The following is a 14,825-nucleotide window of genomic DNA, read 5'->3' as shown; positions in this document are numbered from 1 at the left end:
TAGCTGTCTGGTAATTTTTGCTGCGGAGTTACATTGGCTACGCAAACGTTAGCCTTCAATGAAATTGATCAGATCACAGCCTCGATAACCTTCTGTCCGCCCATATATGGCCGCAGTGCAGCGGGAATATCGACTCCCCTATCAGCACGCTGATAATTTTCCAGAATTGCCACTAGCGTCCGGCCAACAGCTAGGCCGGAACCGTTGATGGTGTGCACCAGCTCCGGCTTGCCTTTCTCGTTACGGTAGCGCGCCTGCATGCGCCGCGCCTGGAATGCCTCGAAATTGCTGCATGAGGAGATTTCCCGGTAAGCGTTCTGCGCCGGCAGCCACACTTCCAGGTCGTAAGTCTTGGCGGCAGAAAAACCGATATCCCCACTGCACAGCGCCATCACCCGGTAGGGCAGCTCGAGTTTTTTCAGAATGGCTTCTGCCTGGCCGGTCAGCTCTTCCAGCACCTCGTAGGATTTCGAAGGGTGGGCAATTTGCACCAACTCCACCTTATCGAACTGGTGCTGGCGGATCATGCCGCGCGTATCTCGGCCGTAGGAGCCAGCCTCGGAGCGAAAGCACGGCGTATGCGCGACGAACTTTAGCGGCAGGTTTTCCAGCGCCACAATCTCGTCGCGCACCATATTGGTCACAGGCACTTCAGCGGTGGGGATCAGGTACAGCTTCTCGGTTTCGTTCTTCTGCACCGCAAACAGGTCGGCTTCGAATTTCGGCAGCTGCCCGGTGCCGCGCATGGAATCGGCATTCACCAGATAAGGCACGTAAACCTCGGTATAGCCGTGCTCCTGAGTATGCACATCGAGCATGAATTGAGCCAGTGCCCGATGCAGCCGCGCAAGCTGACCCCGCATGACCGAGAAACGTGCACCGCTGATTTTTGCAGCCGTACCGAAATCCAGCTGATTCAACCCCTCGCCCACATCGACATGGTCCTTGACTGGGAAATCGAAGCTGCGCGGCACGCCAACTTTTCGCACTTCAACATTGTCATTCTCGGATTTGCCGGTAGGTGTGGTTTCGTGTGGCAGATTGGGGATAGTGAGGAGAATTTCATTCATCCTGCCCTGGATATCTTCCAGATTTACTTCGGCAGTTTTCAGCTCGTCGCCCAGATTGGCCACTTCCGCCATGATGACGCTGACATTCTCGCCCTTGGACTTGGCTTGACCAATCTGCTTGGAAGTGGCATTGCGCTTTGCCTGCAACTCCTGAGTGCGGGTCTGGATCGTCTTGCGCTCCATCTCCAGCGACTGGAAGGCGGCTGCATCGAACACGAAACCCCGTGCCGCCAAACTTTTCGTCACTCCATCCAGATCGTTGCGCAGCAATTGTATGTCCAGCATAAAAACTCCCTGTTATTTCCTGTTCTTTGTTTTCGCGTCCAGTTCCCGCAAATGCGCCAACCGTTCACCGATCTTGCCTTCCAGTCCGCGCGGCGATGGCTGGTAAAACTCGACTCGCGGCATTTCTTCCGGGAAATAATCCTCGCCCGCGGCATACGCCTCCGATTCGTCGTGGGCATAGCGGTAAGCGTGGCCGTAGCCCAGTTCCTTCATCAACTTGGTCGGTGCGTTGCGCAGATGCAACGGCACCCCGCGGCTTTTGTCGTTTTTCACGAAGGCGCGGGCATTATTATACGCCACGTAAGCGGCATTGCTCTTGGGCGCACAGGCCAGATACAACACGGCCTGCGCCAGCGTCAGCTCACCCTCCGGACTGCCCAGCCGCTCGTAAGTTTCCACTGCATCCAGCGCCAGCCTGAGCGCACGAGGGTCGGCGAGGCCGATATCTTCGGTCGCCATGCGAATGATGCGGCGACCGAGATAAAGCGGGTCGGCACCGCCATCCAGCATGCGTACCAGCCAGTACAGCGCGGCATCGGGGTTGGAGCCTCGCACCGACTTGTGCAGGGCGGAAATCTGATCGTAAAATTCCTCACCGCCCTTGTCGAAGCGCCTGCCGCTCCGGGCCAGGGCGTTTCTGACCAGTGTTTCGTCAATCTGCTCGACGTGGCCGGTTTCTGCCGCCGTCTTCATCTGCTCCAGCAAATTCAGCAGGCGCCGCGCGTCGCCATCGGCGTAACCGATCAACAGACATTTAGCCGCATCGTCGAAAATCAAGCCATGCAAGGCGATGCCCGCCGCACGTTCGAACAACTGCGCCAGTTCTTGCTCGGATAAAGACTGTAATACATACACTTGCGCACGTGACAGCAGCGCGCTGTTTACTTCAAATGAGGGGTTTTCAGTGGTGGCGCCGATGAAGGTCACCAGCCCCTGCTCCACGAATGGCAAAAAGGCATCCTGCTGCGACTTGTTGAAACGGTGAACCTCATCCACGAACAGGATGGTGTGACGACCGTATTGCTGGAGATTGAGCTGCGCCCGGTCGATCGCCTCACGGATGTCCTTGACCCCGGAAAGCACCGCCGACAGGGCGATAAAATCGGCGTCGAAGGCCAGGGCCGTAAGACGGGCGATGGTGGTCTTGCCCACACCCGGCGGACCCCACAGGATCATGGAATGGAGCTTCTTCGATTCGAAGGCCAAACGCAACGGTTTGCCGGGGCCAAGCAAGTGAGACTGGCCGATCACCTCATCCAGAGTCTGAGGGCGCAACCGCTCGGCCAGTGGAGCACCGGACGGAGCGGCGGAGAACAGATCAGTCACCGATCACGTCCACGCCCTTGGGCGGCGAGAATTTGAACACCTCGGGTGCAAGCTTCGGGTTCCGCTCCAGGCCGGAAAAGCGAATCATGGTGGTCTGGCCGAAATGGTCGCGTAATTCCATCACCTCGAGCCCTTTTTCGGAGAAACCCATACGCATGCTCTCGAACGTACTCTCCTTGTCCTTCGGCATCGCCTCCAACCATTCCATGGTGCCGCGCTTGCCCATGTCTTTCAGGTCAAAGTGTTTCTCGATCTCGTTGTTTCCCGCCAGCAGCGCCGCAGGGCTTGAGCCTAGCGCACTATCCATCTGCTTCACCGTGACCTGCTGGAGATCGACGTCGTACATCCACAGCTTAGCGCCATCGCCGACAATCAGTTGCTCATAGGGTTTTTCGTAGGCCCAGCGAAACTTGCCTGGACGGGAAAACATCATGGTGCCGCTGGTTTCCTGAACCGTAGACATTTTTTTGTCCAAGACAATTTGCTTGAATTGGGCTCGGGCGGATTTGACCTCGGAAAGAAAGGTTTTGAGACTATCCAGCGACGAAGCATCCGCCGGCAAGGAAAGCAGGCTGGCCATAGCCATACAGCCACTAAGCATAAGCAACAAAGTACGGGGATATTTTTTCACAAAGCCTCGTAAGGAGAAATTTAGCATCGGCCGGACAGAACAAAACAAAGGGAATAGTGGCAAATAATATTATTTCATTAAAAGCAAGGCGTTGGAGACCACCAATTCACGTTCAGACAAGTTATGGCTTCCATACCGAAGGGGCTGCCTCAAGATTTTCTGGGCATTTTGCCCAACCCGCCCCTACCTCCTGAGCTGCCATGCAGAAGGTGAAGAATGATACCAGCTTACATTTCTGTAAGCCATTTTTGCCTATAGGGATTTTCATTTGCATGGGAGTTTTTAGCGGAAAATCAAATAAAGATTTTTGGCTGAAGTGTGCCATAAGTAGAAGCTGGCGAACGACAGCTTTCTAGCAAAGTAGTTGCATGACATGGCCTTCGGTTCAGTGCCAGGAACAGACGTACGAGATAAATTCAGGTGATTGTCGGAATTCTTTGAACTAGTCGAAACTGGTACACCCCCCTATTTATCACGTATATGCCAATTTTAGACATTCAAACGCCACTCATGATTATGAAATGTTGTCGAAATTCTTTACTTGCCTGAACATCGCGTTGTCATTGCTATTGCAGGTAATAAACGAACATCCGATGGTGCCTCAAAGAGGAATTCTCGTGGTTCTTTGTCGGATAACTTTACAATTTCCACTTCATCGTCTCTAGCTCTCTTGCTTGTAAATCCTAATAAACATTGGTATCCCGGTATGTTTGTGCTAACCGGCATGATATTTGCATGATGCATCCTTCGATACCTAGAAGTCGCGTGCACTTCACTCCAAACGCGCCAGGTACATAATTAAAGACATAAAAAAACTGGAGGAATTAATGAAAAATCATGCAATGAAGTTCACCATCGCGGCGTTGATCATGTCAGCGCCGATCACGGCCATGGCTACGACCGTCTTCCAGACTTTTGGCACACTGCCCGTGACTTTTGGCGGCAGCGGTATTCCGAATAATGCGGTCGCCGCCAGTTCGGTGTTTGTGAATGGAAGTGATCAGATCACCCTCGGTCTGACCGCCCATGGCCGCTATTCCAACCCCACAGTCACCAATAATGGCGCGGGTGTCTTTTACGCAGGGTCCGGTAGCAACTGCGGTATAGCAACCGACCCGGTGGGTTGTCCCAGCGCCAGCCAAGGCGCACTGTGGAACTTCGGCTTTTTCGTTGGCGTGTCCGGTCCCAGCCACCTGTCTGATTACAATTTCAATCTCTACTACGACTTCAATCCTGGCGCGAATACTCCAGTGGGCAGCCTCGGTGTCATTAACGTCAATAATGCAATCATCGCCGGCGGCGGTAATCCCAGCACCATGACTGTGACCCAGGATTCACAGAACCTGTTGTTCTCGTCCTTTTCAGTCTCAATCCCCGGTGTCATCACCGCGCCGGGTGGTGCGTTCAATCCCAACGCGCTAGGCGAGTACAGCTTCTATCTGACGGCTACCACTAATACCGCTTTCCCTGCGGCAGTCGGCACCGTGGGCATCGATGTGCAAGTTGTTCCCGTCCCCACGGCTGCCTGGCTTCTCGGCTCTGGCTTGATTGGCTTGGCGGGTATTGCACGGAAGCGCAAACCAGTTTAATAAACGCTTTCGCTTACCAAGACGGCGACCAATTGGTCGCCGTTTTTTGTTACTGGTTTCAAACTTTGAATGACCGTTCAGTGTCGGTTGTTGCACATCACGATGGTCGGCTTTCGGGCAGGGTATTTACATGGCCGTATGACCGTTCCGGGTCGATAGCGCCTGTAAACCTTTCTCCACAGCGGACATTGGTATCAAGGTTCGGCTGCGTGCCAGAAGCAAAAGCTCAGGCTGAGCAGCACGATTTTCTTTTGTTCGGCCTTTGCAGTCATTCGATGTAACCAATAGTTGCTCAATTTGAACGTCTACTATCGAATATTGAGTAGTCGCGCGTCGGGCCCGAAACTGTGATAGGCCGTTCTGGAATGCCGAGCTCGAGACAGGCTGAAGGCTTGGACGTGGGGACTAAGCATGGTCAATACCGGCGACTGTTGCATAGTCAGGGATATACTATGCGGCTACTCCCACTAAGAGAAGCAGTCCCCGAATGCGAAAAGAAGTCAAAGAGAAGCCCAAATACGCCGTCGTGGCGTCCGTGCAACTGCCGAACGTGAGCGACGTCGAGTTCGAGTCATCGCTGGCCGAGCTACGCGATCTGGCAAAGACACTGGGTTTCGAGATCGCCGCCACCTTCACGCAGAAGCGCACCAGCTTTGACACGACGGCCTACCTTGGCGCCGGAAAGCGGCAGGAGATACGCGCTTTCGTGGACAACGAACCCGAGCCTGTAGAGCTGGAAAGAACGCCACAGGCCGCCGCCGATCCCAGCGCCGGCAAGATCGATGTCGTCTTTGTCGATCACGAAATCTCGCCGTCGCAGGCGCGCAACCTCGAAATCGAGGTTGGCTGTAAGGTAATGGACCGCACCATGGTCATCCTCGAAATCTTCCACCGCCACGCCAGTTCCCGCGCCGCGCGCGCACAGGTGGAAATCGCACGTCTCGGCTACATGGCGCCGCGCCTGCGCGAGGCGGCAAAGCTGGCGGGGCCGCAAGGGCGGCAGCGCAGTGGCACCGGCGGCCGCGGTGCTGGCGAGTCGCACACCGAGTTGGACAAACGCAAGATTCGCGACCGCATCGCCGAACTGCAGCTTGAGATCGCCGCTATGGACGTCGAGCGCAAGACGCAGCGCTCACGGCGGCAGGAGCGCCAGGGACTCGCCAACGTCGCGCTTGTCGGCTACACCAACGCGGGCAAGTCCACCCTGATGCGCGCACTCACCGGCAGCGAGGTGCTGGTCGAAAACAAGCTCTTCGCCACGCTCGACACCACCGTGCGCGCCCTCCAGCCCGAGAGCAGGCCACGCGTGCTAGTCAGCGACACGGTCGGCTTCATCAAGAATCTGCCGCACGGGCTCGTCGCCTCGTTCAAGTCAACGCTCGAGGAGGCACTCGATGCATCGCTGCTGCTCCACGTCATCGATGCAAGCGATCCCGGGTTCGAACGGCAGCTCGAGGTCACCGACAAGGTGCTGGCCGAGATCGGCGCGAAGGACGTGCCGCGCATCCGCGTCTTCAACAAGATCGACCATGTCGGCACCACAGAGGCACAAGCTGAACGCGAAGCGGCGCTGCGCACGCAATACCCCGATTGCATAGTAATGAGCGCACGCCGCACTGGCGACGTTGCAAAACTGCGCGAGGCAATCGTCACATTTTTCCAGCAGGGTCTCGTTGAGGCCGAGCTTTTCCTTCCCTGGTCGGCACAGCAGCTGCGCGGCGAAATTTTTGCGAGTTGCGAGGTGCGGGAGGAGCGCGCCGACAGCGAAGGCGCGTTCTTGCGCATTCGCGGCGATCGCGAGACGGTGAAGGGCTTGTGCGAACGATTCGGCCAAGCACAATGACCTGATGTTCCACACAGGATGCAATGCAAAGGCATCCGCACCTCCCGTGCTATCATCCGCCCCCATCCATGCGTATTCAAGATATCCGACAACGTCTGCGCGACTTGGGCGCAGCGCCTTGCCATGAGGGGCGCGTGCTGCGAGCCTGGGCTCAGGGTCTGTCCCTGGACACCAAAAGGCAGCGCGCCGAGAGCTTTCTGCCCCTGGCCGTGCGCGATGCCATACCCGGCCTCACCGCCGAGTTGCAGGGGTTAGCGCGCCTGCATTCCAAGCACCCCGGTGAGGATGGCTCGGTCCGGCTGCTGGTGCAGCTAGCAGATGGCCAGACGGTGGAAAGCGTGCTGCTGCCCCGGGAGGGGCTGTGCGTCTCCACCCAGGTCGGCTGTGCCGTGGGCTGCGTATTCTGCATGACTGGCCGCAACGGCCTGCTGCGCCAGCTGGGCAGCGCCGAAATCGTCGCCCAGGTAGTCCTGGCCCGCAGCCGTCGAGCAGTGAAGAAGGTCGTCTTCATGGGCATGGGGGAACCAGCCCACAATCTGGACAATGTGCTGGAGGCCATCGACCTGCTCGGCACGGAGGGCGGCATCGCTCACAAAAACCTGGTCTTTTCCACCGTCGGTGACCTGCGCGTGTTCGAGCGGCTGTCACAGGCCACGGTGAAGCCCGCCCTGGCCATCTCCTTGCACACTACCGACACCGCCCTGCGCCGGCGTCTGCTCCCCAAGGCACCGGACATCACGCCAACTCAACTGGTGGAACTGGGCGAGACCTACGCCCGTAGCACCGGCTACCCCATTCAGTACCAGTGGACCCTGCTCGAAGGGATCAATGACACGGATACAGAGTTAGAGGGTATTGCACGTCTGCTGGACGGCAAATACGCAATCATGAACCTGATCCCCTACAACAGTATCGACGGCTTCGACTACCGGCGCCCAAGCTGGGAGCGGGCTATCGAGATGGCGCGCAGCCTGCACGGGCGCGGCATCCTCACCACGTTGCGCCAGTCCGCGGGGCAGGATGTGGAGGGCGGTTGCGGGCAGTTGCGGGCGCGGACGCTGGTGGAGGCGAATAGTGTGCTTCCGGCTGCGTCATCGCTGGTTCTGTAGACCCCTTGACGCGTCAATGAGATGGGCAACGTGCGTAATACGTTCGTGCTGATAAAGCAGGTTCGGGAAGGCTCAGATGGCTGACGGCTCAACGGTCTAGTATCAAAAACCGATAAACCAAAATGTGGCCGGATGTGAAATAAAGCATAGCTTGGCAAGCTGGCTTGGTTATGCTTAACGGCACAAGGACAAGCTTAGCGAACCATGGTATTTGGTGGGAGATACTGGGATCGAACCAGTGGCCCCCCGCGTGTGAGGCGGATGCTCTACCGCTGAGCTAATCTCCCGAAGCCGGGCATTCTAGCGGAAACCGCACGGGGGGGCAAGCCCGTGCTGGCGCATATTCAGCCCACTCAATTTCTACGAAGTTTAACCACGATTGTCGTAAAATAGGCACTTTTATCCTCCCGTAAAAGAACATGGTCCGCACTCGTTTCGCTCCCAGCCCTACCGGCTACCTGCATATCGGCGGCGCCCGCACCGCCCTGTTTTCATGGGCCTACGCGCGCAAGCACAAAGGCACTTTCATCCTGCGCGTCGAAGACACCGACCTTGAGCGCTCCACCGAAGAATCGGTGCAGGCCATTCTGGACGGCATGAACTGGCTCGGCCTCGGCTACGACGAAGGCCCTTTCTACCAGATGCAGCGCATGGAGCGCTACAAGGTAGTACTCCAGCAACTCCTGGACGAGGGCAAAGCATATCATTGCTACGCCAGCCGGGAAGAGCTGGACAAGTTACGCGAGGAACAACAGGCAGCCGGTCTGAAGCCACGCTACGACCGCCGCTGGCGCGACTCCAAAGCCACTCCGCCCGCCGGCGTTCAGCCCGTGATTCGCTTCAAGAATCCGCTCGACGGCGCGGTGGTCATCGACGACATGGTCAAGGGCCGTGTCGTGGTCAGCAATGGCGAGCTGGACGACCTGATCATTGCGCGTAGCGATGGCACGCCGACCTACAATTTCTGCGTGGTGATCGACGACTGGGACATGAACATCACCCACGTTATCCGCGGCGACGACCACCTCAACAACACCCCACGCCAGATCAACATCCTCAAGGCGCTGAACGCGCCACTGCCGCAATATGCCCATGTGCCGATGATCCTGGGTCACGACGGCGAACGCCTGTCGAAACGACACGGCGCGGTCAGCGTGATGCAGTACCTGGAAGATGGCTACCTGCCGGAGGCACTGCTGAATTACCTGGCGCGCCTGGGCTGGGCACACGGTGATGAGGAGGTATTCGATCTCGACCAGTTCGTCGAATGGTTCGACCTCGATTCAATCTCGAAATCGCCAGCCAAATTCAATCCGGAAAAACTGCTCTGGCTCAACCAGCAGTACCTCAAGAAAACCGACAGCAAACGCTTGTCCGAATTGGTCGTGCCGTTTCTTGAAACAGACTGCTGCAACCCCGAAACCGGACCGAGCATGGAAGCGGTTATCGACCTGCTCAAAGAGCGAGTAAACACCGTCGAAGAGCTTGCCGACGCCGCCGTGTATTTCTACCGGCCGTTGACACCCTCGCCCGAACTGATGGCCGAGCATCTCACGCCGGAAATCATCCCGGTAGTCCGTGAATTTCAGGAAAAACTGGGCCAGGTGGAATGGAACAAGCAGTCCATCAACGGCCTCATGAAATCGGTCGTGGCCGAACACGGCCTTAAATTTCCCAAACTGGCAATGCCGCTGCGCCTGCTTGTCACCGGAGAAACGCAAACACCTTCAGTTGATGCTGTGTTAGAATTGATCGGTCGCGAGGAAACTCTGAAACGGATTTCAGCGCACATGAAAAGCTTTGCATAGCCGCACAATCCTGTTGACAAGCAACCCCAGCGCCAAGTATAGTGGCGGCCTTTCGGGGGTATAGCTCAGCTGGGAGAGCGCTTGCATGGCATGCAAGAGGTCAGCGGTTCGATCCCGCTTACCTCCACCAAGTTTTATTAGGTCCCCATCGTCTAGAGGCCTAGGACACCGCCCTTTCACGGCGATAACACGAGTTCGAATCTCGTTGGGGACGCCAGTCTAATCAGGGGCCTGGAGAAATCCGGGCCCCTTGATTTTGCACCAAGTCTGAATTGGTGCTTGATCGAGCAGTTTGGAGTGGTAGTTCAGTTGGTTAGAATACCGGCCTGTCACGCCGGGGGTCGCGGGTTCGAGTCCCGTCCACTCCGCCAACATTAAAAAAGCCAGCCGCTTAGGCTGGCTTTTTTTATCTCCTTCGGCCCTTAATAAGCCTGCGAATCACCGCCATTGATATCGAGCGAATGCCTCCAGAACTGGTCGTCTCGGTCGAACAGGCGGTAGGTGCCGCGCGGCCCCCAACTGCCGGCGGGATAGGAGTTGATGAAATCGCGCTCCATCGACCAGACTTTCAACACCGGATCCACGACGCGCCATGCTGACTCCACCTCGTCGATGCGCAGAAATAGCGAGTGATCGCCCAGCATCACATCCAGCAGCAATCCTTCATAGGCGTCGTAATCCTCGTCGCTACCCTTGCGGTAAGTCGCATCCAGGCTAATCGTGCGCGTGTTCAGATCCAACCCCGGAACCTTGACCTGCAGTTCCATTTTCAGGCAGTCGTTAGGCTGGATGCCGAGCAAAATCCAGTTGGGGTGAGAGCGTTCGTGATGGGCCTGCCGCAGCAGATTCTGCGGCGGATTTTTGAAACGGATACAGATTGCCGAACTGTTTTCCGCCATGCGCTTACCCGTGCGCAAGTAAAATGGCACCCCGGCCCAGCGCCAGTTGTCGACGAACAACTTCAGCGCGGCATAAGTTTCCGTGACACTGTCCGGCGCTACGCCGGGTGCCTCCATGTAGCCAGGAACCGTCTTGCCATCGATAGTGCCACTTGCATACTGGCCGCGGAAGGCATGAGCATGCACCGCGTTCTGGGTAATCGGCCGGATGGCCTTGAGCACTTTGACCTTCTCGTCACGCAAATGCTCAGGGGTCATGCTCACAGGTGGCTCCATCGCCACCAGCGCAAGCAGCTGCATTAGATGGCTCTGGATCATATCGCGCAGCGCCCCTGCACTCTCGTAATAATCAGCGCGACACTCCACACCCAGAGTCTCGGAATGAGTAATTTGAACGTGGTCGATGTAATGGTGGTTCCACAGCGGTTCCAGCAAAATATTGGCGAAGCGGAACACCATGATGTTCTGCACCGTGCCTTTACCCAGGTAATGGTCGATGCGAAAAATTTGCGGCTCGTCCAAGTGTTTGTACAAACTGCTCTGCAAGGTTTGCGCGCTCAACAGATCATGGCCGAAGGGCTTTTCGATGACGACACGACGCCAGCCTTTTTTCTCCTTGAGCAGGTCGACTCCGCCCAACTTTTCGATGATGGCGGGAAATTCCGATGGCCGCACAGACATGTAGAACACCGCATTGGGCGGAAAAGTGGAGTCCTCGTCCAGAAGTTTATGCAGCTTTCGATATGCATCCGCATCGTCTGGCGGATTGGGATGATAATGAAGCCGGGCGCGGAATCGCTTGAACGCATGCTCATCATAGCCTTGGGGGTACTTGTTGCCCAGCATGGTCGCCACTTCGTCCAGCCACTGCTCGCGAGTCCACAGTTCAAGGCTGGAGGAAAGTATCACCATTTTTTCCGGCAAGCGCCCTGCCATTTCAAGACGAAACAGCGCGGGGATCAACTTGATCCGGGCCAAATTTCCCCCGGCACCAAAAATCACCAGGGTGCAGGGTTCCAGGGTTTTCATTTTCCTCCCCCCGTCTGCTTCACTGCATGACCCCCAAACGCGTTCCGCATCATGGAGAGCAAGCGGTACCCGTAGCCGGTCTCATTCTGGCTGGCGAAACGCATTTGCAGCGCCAGGGTCAGAACGGGTGCCGCCACGCCCTGCTCCACCGCCTCCACGACGGTCCAGCGCCCTTCGCCCGAGTCAGCCACATAAGGCGCCACATTGTCCAGGGCTTGATCGCTTTTTAACGCCTCCGCGGTCAGATCCAGCAGCCAGCTTCGTACTACCGAACTGTGCCGCCACAATTCTGTGATCTCCGCCAGGTCGAGCGAGAATTCCTGCTTTCCACGCAGCAATTCCAACCCTTCGGCCATCGCCTGCATCATGCCGTACTCGATACCATTGTGGATCATCTTGGTGAAATGCCCCGAGCCGACCGGACCCACATGCGCCCAGCCGCGATCTGCGGCGGGAGCCAGCGCCTTGAGAACCGGCTCCATGATCTTCGCGACTTCCGGGGTCGCTCCCACCATCAGGCAATAGCCGTTGTCCAGCCCCCATATACCGCCTGATGTGCCGGCGTCCATGAAACCGATACCCTGCTCCGCCAGCCAGTTGCCGCGGCGCTGGCTGTCTTTGTAATTGGAGTTTCCGCCATCGATGACGATATCGCCCTTGGCAAGCAAAGGAGCCAGCTCACGGATTTGCTTCTCGGTTGGTTCTCCGCTTGGCAACATCAGCCAGACCACGCGCGGCGACTGGAGCTTGCTTACCGCATCCTCTACGGAAGAAGCCCCAACCATGCCCTCCTCCGCAACAAGACTGACCACCATGTCCAACGAGTGATCATAGCCGACCACTTCAATACCGCCACGACGCAGCCGCCGCGCCATGTTGCTGCCCATTTTCCCCAGTCCCACCATTGCTAGCCGCATCGCTCACCCCTTTAATTGGTAATTAACTTCACTAAAACTAATTGTATGCCTTAAGACATTGCTGAAGAAGAGCATACACGGTGTTTTCCCGTAGCGTAAAGACGTATGGCTTTGGGTTTCTCCAAATACTCGGCTAGGAAAAACCACCGGTACATTAAATTCACCTACTCCGTTTTACTATTTAAAAATACAGATATTACCCGATTGATTTACTCAACTAATACGCTATATTTATAAAATGAATAATGACTATTCATTTGGCTTCCTGAGAGGCAATTCATTTCAGGCATGTCGTCTGAGAACAACAGAATCTCTTTCGCAGACTTCACATTGAACCAGCGGCCTACTTCAATTTTGGGACGCCTTCTAATTCTAAGGAGAGAAAGATGAAAGAAGCTCACATCAACTATTCAGGCATGGATCTGGACTACAAAATGGCCAGCGGACTGGCTGCCTCTTTTGCTGAAAAAGATCCATACATCACCGAACCTGTCATGGTTGCCTGGCACGACAGGAAAACATCACGGATGTCGCCCATGATCGCGGGTGCCGACACCGATACGCGCTGGCTCGATTACGGAGCAAGCCACGGTGGCAAACTTGAAATAGAAATAAACGGTGAATTCGAATTCATCTTCGCCGATTCAAGCGCCTTTGATCAATATGGTCCCAGCCCGTATATCAATCTGCACGACAGCCTCGGCAATGAGTACCTGTGCCAGATCAATGCGCTACGCGACCCGCACGACCCAAGCAAGGAAGCCTGCGTGGTTCTGGACGACCTGACCAGCAAGCTGACATGAGGCCCAGCAGTTTGTGGCTTCATGTCGAACCGAGTCTGTAAACAGTAGCGTTTACCCTTATGGAGGTACATACCATGTCAGAGAACAATTCTCTTGTTGCCACCTATGCAAATCACACTCTGGCCAAGGCCACCGTCAAGAAATTGCACAAAGCCGGGCTGGACATGAGCAAGCTGTCCATCGTCGGCAAGGATGAAAACAAAATTTTAAAAAAAGTAACGATGGTCGGTGACCTGAATGAACTTGGCGCGGAACAATATAGCTGCGTTTCCAGGGAAACCATTCCTGATTACGAAGCCGAATTAAAAGCCGACAGGCTGCTTCTCTTTTTTCACGGAACGGCCGATGAAATTTCTCAGGCCAAAAGCATTATCGATACAACCCACCCTGAAGGCTGGAATGGAAACGTAGGCTGTTCTGTTTACTACGGATGCCTTGATTAACACCAGCCTCATATCATTGCGATTTTTTAGCCGAGATCGCAGTGTGAACCACAGAGTGGCTGGTTGCCCATGCCTGTAATGCGCAAGTGGCCAACCACCTCGACAACTTCAAGCAAGGAGAGCAATCATGTATATGGCTGACTTTCTCATCAATGTGCACCCAGAACTTCCCTTAACTGATCGAATGCATCTGGAAGATGAAATTGGCTACATGAACGGTGTCGTATCGGCACACTTTAGTCCGGGACACCCCCATATGATGACTATTGCCTACGACCCAGATACGGTAAGTTCAAGTGTGGTGCTGGCGCGCGTATGCGGCCATGGCATCGAGGCGAGCAAAATCGGTTTGTAAACCGACCGCTCAGGGTCGCTCCGGCGATCGTTCCGCCGCCGATACCAACGCGGCGGCCTCCTTCGCCGTGAGCGACTTCCAGGGCAGGGGGATAAGGCCGGGTACCCGTTCCATGTAACACCGGTAGGCATCCCCATGATAGACCACCAGTTTCTTTTCCTCCAGCCGTGAACCGATGATGAAATAGGCCGTCATCATCATGCCGGACAACAGCATTGCGGCATTCATGTCGCGGGTCCAGATCAGCACCAGCCCGAAGGAATACCACGGATGTCGCACATAACGATGGAGTGGTGAAAGATGGAAACCCTCTTGGTCCTCCACCCGTTGAGTGCGTGACTTCCACTGGCGCAAGCCGAGAAATTCCTGGGTATCGTAATAATTCAGTGATTTTACGAAACCGAACAACGCTGCCAATGTCAGTCCATTCGCCAGCCAGGCACCCATACTCTGCCAGGCCCATAGCGCTGGACCGGGGTTACGAACCATCAGCCAGAGTATCGGCAGCAGCATGATAGCCGCAAGAATATTGTAACTCAGCCGATACAGCGGCATTCGCTCCGGGTAATGCAAGGCAACCCAGCTCTTCACCTGAAGCGAAGCCAGCGCCGAATGCAGGACGAAATATCCCAGCCAGAAAAACGCCAGCAAAGCCATATCCCGCCAATCCGATTCAGTCATGCCATGTTCCGCCTTTTCTTGCCAGCCACATTGCATA

At 55.9% G+C, this 14,825-nt stretch carries 13 protein-coding genes and 4 tRNA genes; 10 read left to right on the top strand and 7 right to left on the bottom strand.

Annotated elements, in window-relative coordinates; all coding sequences use genetic code 11:
* Window positions 1-68: 68 nt before the first annotated feature.
* Genes serS through lolA form a run of 3 tightly spaced genes read right to left on the bottom strand, consistent with a single transcriptional unit; the run spans window position 69 to window position 3,312 of the window.
* Complete coding sequence (gene serS / locus SCD_RS05875) at window positions 69-1,355, bottom strand: serine--tRNA ligase (protein ID WP_009206034.1); 1,287 nt, start codon at window positions 1,353-1,355, stop codon at window positions 69-71.
* Window positions 1,356-1,367: 12 nt separating this feature from the next.
* Window positions 1,368-2,681, bottom strand: a complete 1,314-nt coding sequence (locus SCD_RS05870) for a replication-associated recombination protein A (protein ID WP_009206035.1) — start codon at window positions 2,679-2,681, stop codon at window positions 1,368-1,370.
* A complete protein-coding gene (gene lolA / locus SCD_RS05865) occupies window positions 2,674-3,312 on the bottom strand; it encodes an outer membrane lipoprotein chaperone LolA (protein WP_009206036.1) in 639 nt (212 codons plus the stop codon). Before lolA ends, SCD_RS05870 begins: the two co-directional genes overlap by 8 nt.
* Before the next feature lie 827 nt (window positions 3,313-4,139).
* Between lolA and SCD_RS05860 the strand changes: the two genes are divergently transcribed.
* The 3 genes from SCD_RS05860 (at window position 4,140) to SCD_RS05850 (ending at window position 7,853) form a co-directional block, all read left to right on the top strand.
* A complete protein-coding gene (locus SCD_RS05860; RefSeq protein WP_041673348.1) occupies window positions 4,140-4,901 on the top strand; it encodes a VPLPA-CTERM sorting domain-containing protein in 762 nt (253 codons plus the stop codon).
* A 487-nt stretch (window positions 4,902-5,388) separates the two neighbouring features.
* A complete protein-coding gene (gene hflX / locus SCD_RS05855) occupies window positions 5,389-6,744 on the top strand; it encodes a GTPase HflX (protein ID WP_009206038.1) in 1,356 nt (451 codons plus the stop codon).
* Between the two features lie 68 nt (window positions 6,745-6,812).
* On the top strand, window positions 6,813-7,853 hold the full coding sequence (locus SCD_RS05850; protein ID WP_041673347.1) for an RNA methyltransferase: 1,041 nt from the start codon (window positions 6,813-6,815) through the stop codon (window positions 7,851-7,853).
* Window positions 7,854-8,065: 212 nt separating this feature from the next.
* On the opposite strand, the gene SCD_RS05845 is transcribed toward SCD_RS05850, so the two are convergent.
* Window positions 8,066-8,140, bottom strand: a tRNA-Val gene (locus SCD_RS05845).
* A 132-nt stretch (window positions 8,141-8,272) separates the two neighbouring features.
* Here SCD_RS05845 and gltX point away from each other — a divergent pair.
* The 4 genes from gltX (at window position 8,273) to SCD_RS05825 (ending at window position 10,032) form a co-directional block, all read left to right on the top strand.
* Window positions 8,273-9,661, top strand: a complete 1,389-nt coding sequence (gltX, locus tag SCD_RS05840; RefSeq protein WP_009206040.1) for a glutamate--tRNA ligase — start codon at window positions 8,273-8,275, stop codon at window positions 9,659-9,661.
* Window positions 9,662-9,715: 54 nt separating this feature from the next.
* Window positions 9,716-9,791, top strand: a tRNA-Ala gene (locus SCD_RS05835).
* Between the two features lie 11 nt (window positions 9,792-9,802).
* Window positions 9,803-9,878, top strand: a tRNA-Glu gene (locus SCD_RS05830).
* 77 nt (window positions 9,879-9,955) lie between these two features.
* Window positions 9,956-10,032, top strand: a tRNA-Asp gene (locus SCD_RS05825).
* 51 nt (window positions 10,033-10,083) lie between these two features.
* Here the strand turns inward: SCD_RS05825 and zwf are convergent.
* Together zwf and gnd are read right to left on the bottom strand one after the other, a co-directional pair.
* Complete coding sequence (gene zwf, locus SCD_RS05820; protein WP_009206042.1) at window positions 10,084-11,589, bottom strand: glucose-6-phosphate dehydrogenase; 1,506 nt, start codon at window positions 11,587-11,589, stop codon at window positions 10,084-10,086.
* Window positions 11,586-12,506 carry a phosphogluconate dehydrogenase (NAD(+)-dependent, decarboxylating) gene (gnd, locus tag SCD_RS05815; protein ID WP_009206043.1) on the bottom strand — a complete coding sequence of 307 codons (921 nt, stop codon included), beginning with the start codon at window positions 12,504-12,506 and terminating at the stop codon, window positions 11,586-11,588. The genes zwf and gnd overlap by 4 nt, the downstream gene beginning before the upstream one ends.
* 386 nt (window positions 12,507-12,892) lie before the next feature.
* Here gnd and SCD_RS05810 point away from each other — a divergent pair, with 386 nt between their 5' ends.
* The 3 genes from SCD_RS05810 (at window position 12,893) to SCD_RS05800 (ending at window position 14,107) form a co-directional block, all read left to right on the top strand.
* Complete coding sequence (locus SCD_RS05810) at window positions 12,893-13,309, top strand: AF1514 family protein (protein WP_009206044.1); 417 nt, start codon at window positions 12,893-12,895, stop codon at window positions 13,307-13,309.
* 74 nt (window positions 13,310-13,383) lie between these two features.
* The gene (locus SCD_RS05805) at window positions 13,384-13,752 is read left to right on the top strand and encodes a hypothetical protein (RefSeq protein WP_009206045.1); all 369 of its coding nucleotides are present in this window, start codon (window positions 13,384-13,386) and stop codon (window positions 13,750-13,752) included.
* A 127-nt stretch (window positions 13,753-13,879) separates the two neighbouring features.
* On the top strand, window positions 13,880-14,107 hold the full coding sequence (locus SCD_RS05800) for a hypothetical protein (protein ID WP_009206046.1): 228 nt from the start codon (window positions 13,880-13,882) through the stop codon (window positions 14,105-14,107).
* A 9-nt stretch (window positions 14,108-14,116) separates the two neighbouring features.
* Here the strand turns inward: SCD_RS05800 and SCD_RS05795 are convergent, their stop codons facing one another.
* On the bottom strand, window positions 14,117-14,788 hold the full coding sequence (locus SCD_RS05795; protein ID WP_041673745.1) for a methyltransferase family protein: 672 nt from the start codon (window positions 14,786-14,788) through the stop codon (window positions 14,117-14,119).
* Window positions 14,789-14,825 lie beyond the last annotated feature (37 nt).

This window comes from Sulfuricella denitrificans skB26, assembly GCF_000297055.2.
GTDB classification, from domain to species: domain Bacteria; phylum Pseudomonadota; class Gammaproteobacteria; order Burkholderiales; family Sulfuricellaceae; genus Sulfuricella; species Sulfuricella denitrificans.
The sequence above is the reverse complement of the archived record's forward strand: the minus strand, read 5'-3'. Positions and strand labels throughout refer to the sequence as shown.

Bases quoted from the DNA above. Each gene is read 5' to 3' on its own strand.
- serS (WP_009206034.1), bottom strand. From the start codon at position 1,355: ATGCTGGACATACAATTGCTGCGCAACGATCTGGATGGAGTGACGAAA.
- SCD_RS05860 (WP_041673348.1), top strand. From the start codon at position 4,140: ATGAAAAATCATGCAATGAAGTTCACCATCGCGGCGTTGATCATGTCA.
- hflX (WP_009206038.1), top strand. From the start codon at position 5,389: ATGCGAAAAGAAGTCAAAGAGAAGCCCAAATACGCCGTCGTGGCGTCC.
- SCD_RS05850 (WP_041673347.1), top strand. From the start codon at position 6,813: ATGCGTATTCAAGATATCCGACAACGTCTGCGCGACTTGGGCGCAGCG.
- gltX (WP_009206040.1), top strand. From the start codon at position 8,273: ATGGTCCGCACTCGTTTCGCTCCCAGCCCTACCGGCTACCTGCATATC.
- zwf (WP_009206042.1), bottom strand. From the start codon at position 11,589: ATGAAAACCCTGGAACCCTGCACCCTGGTGATTTTTGGTGCCGGGGGA.
- gnd (WP_009206043.1), bottom strand. From the start codon at position 12,506: ATGCGGCTAGCAATGGTGGGACTGGGGAAAATGGGCAGCAACATGGCG.
- SCD_RS05810 (WP_009206044.1), top strand. From the start codon at position 12,893: ATGAAAGAAGCTCACATCAACTATTCAGGCATGGATCTGGACTACAAA.
- SCD_RS05805 (WP_009206045.1), top strand. From the start codon at position 13,384: ATGTCAGAGAACAATTCTCTTGTTGCCACCTATGCAAATCACACTCTG.
- SCD_RS05800 (WP_009206046.1), top strand. From the start codon at position 13,880: ATGTATATGGCTGACTTTCTCATCAATGTGCACCCAGAACTTCCCTTA.
- SCD_RS05795 (WP_041673745.1), bottom strand. From the start codon at position 14,788: ATGACTGAATCGGATTGGCGGGATATGGCTTTGCTGGCGTTTTTCTGG.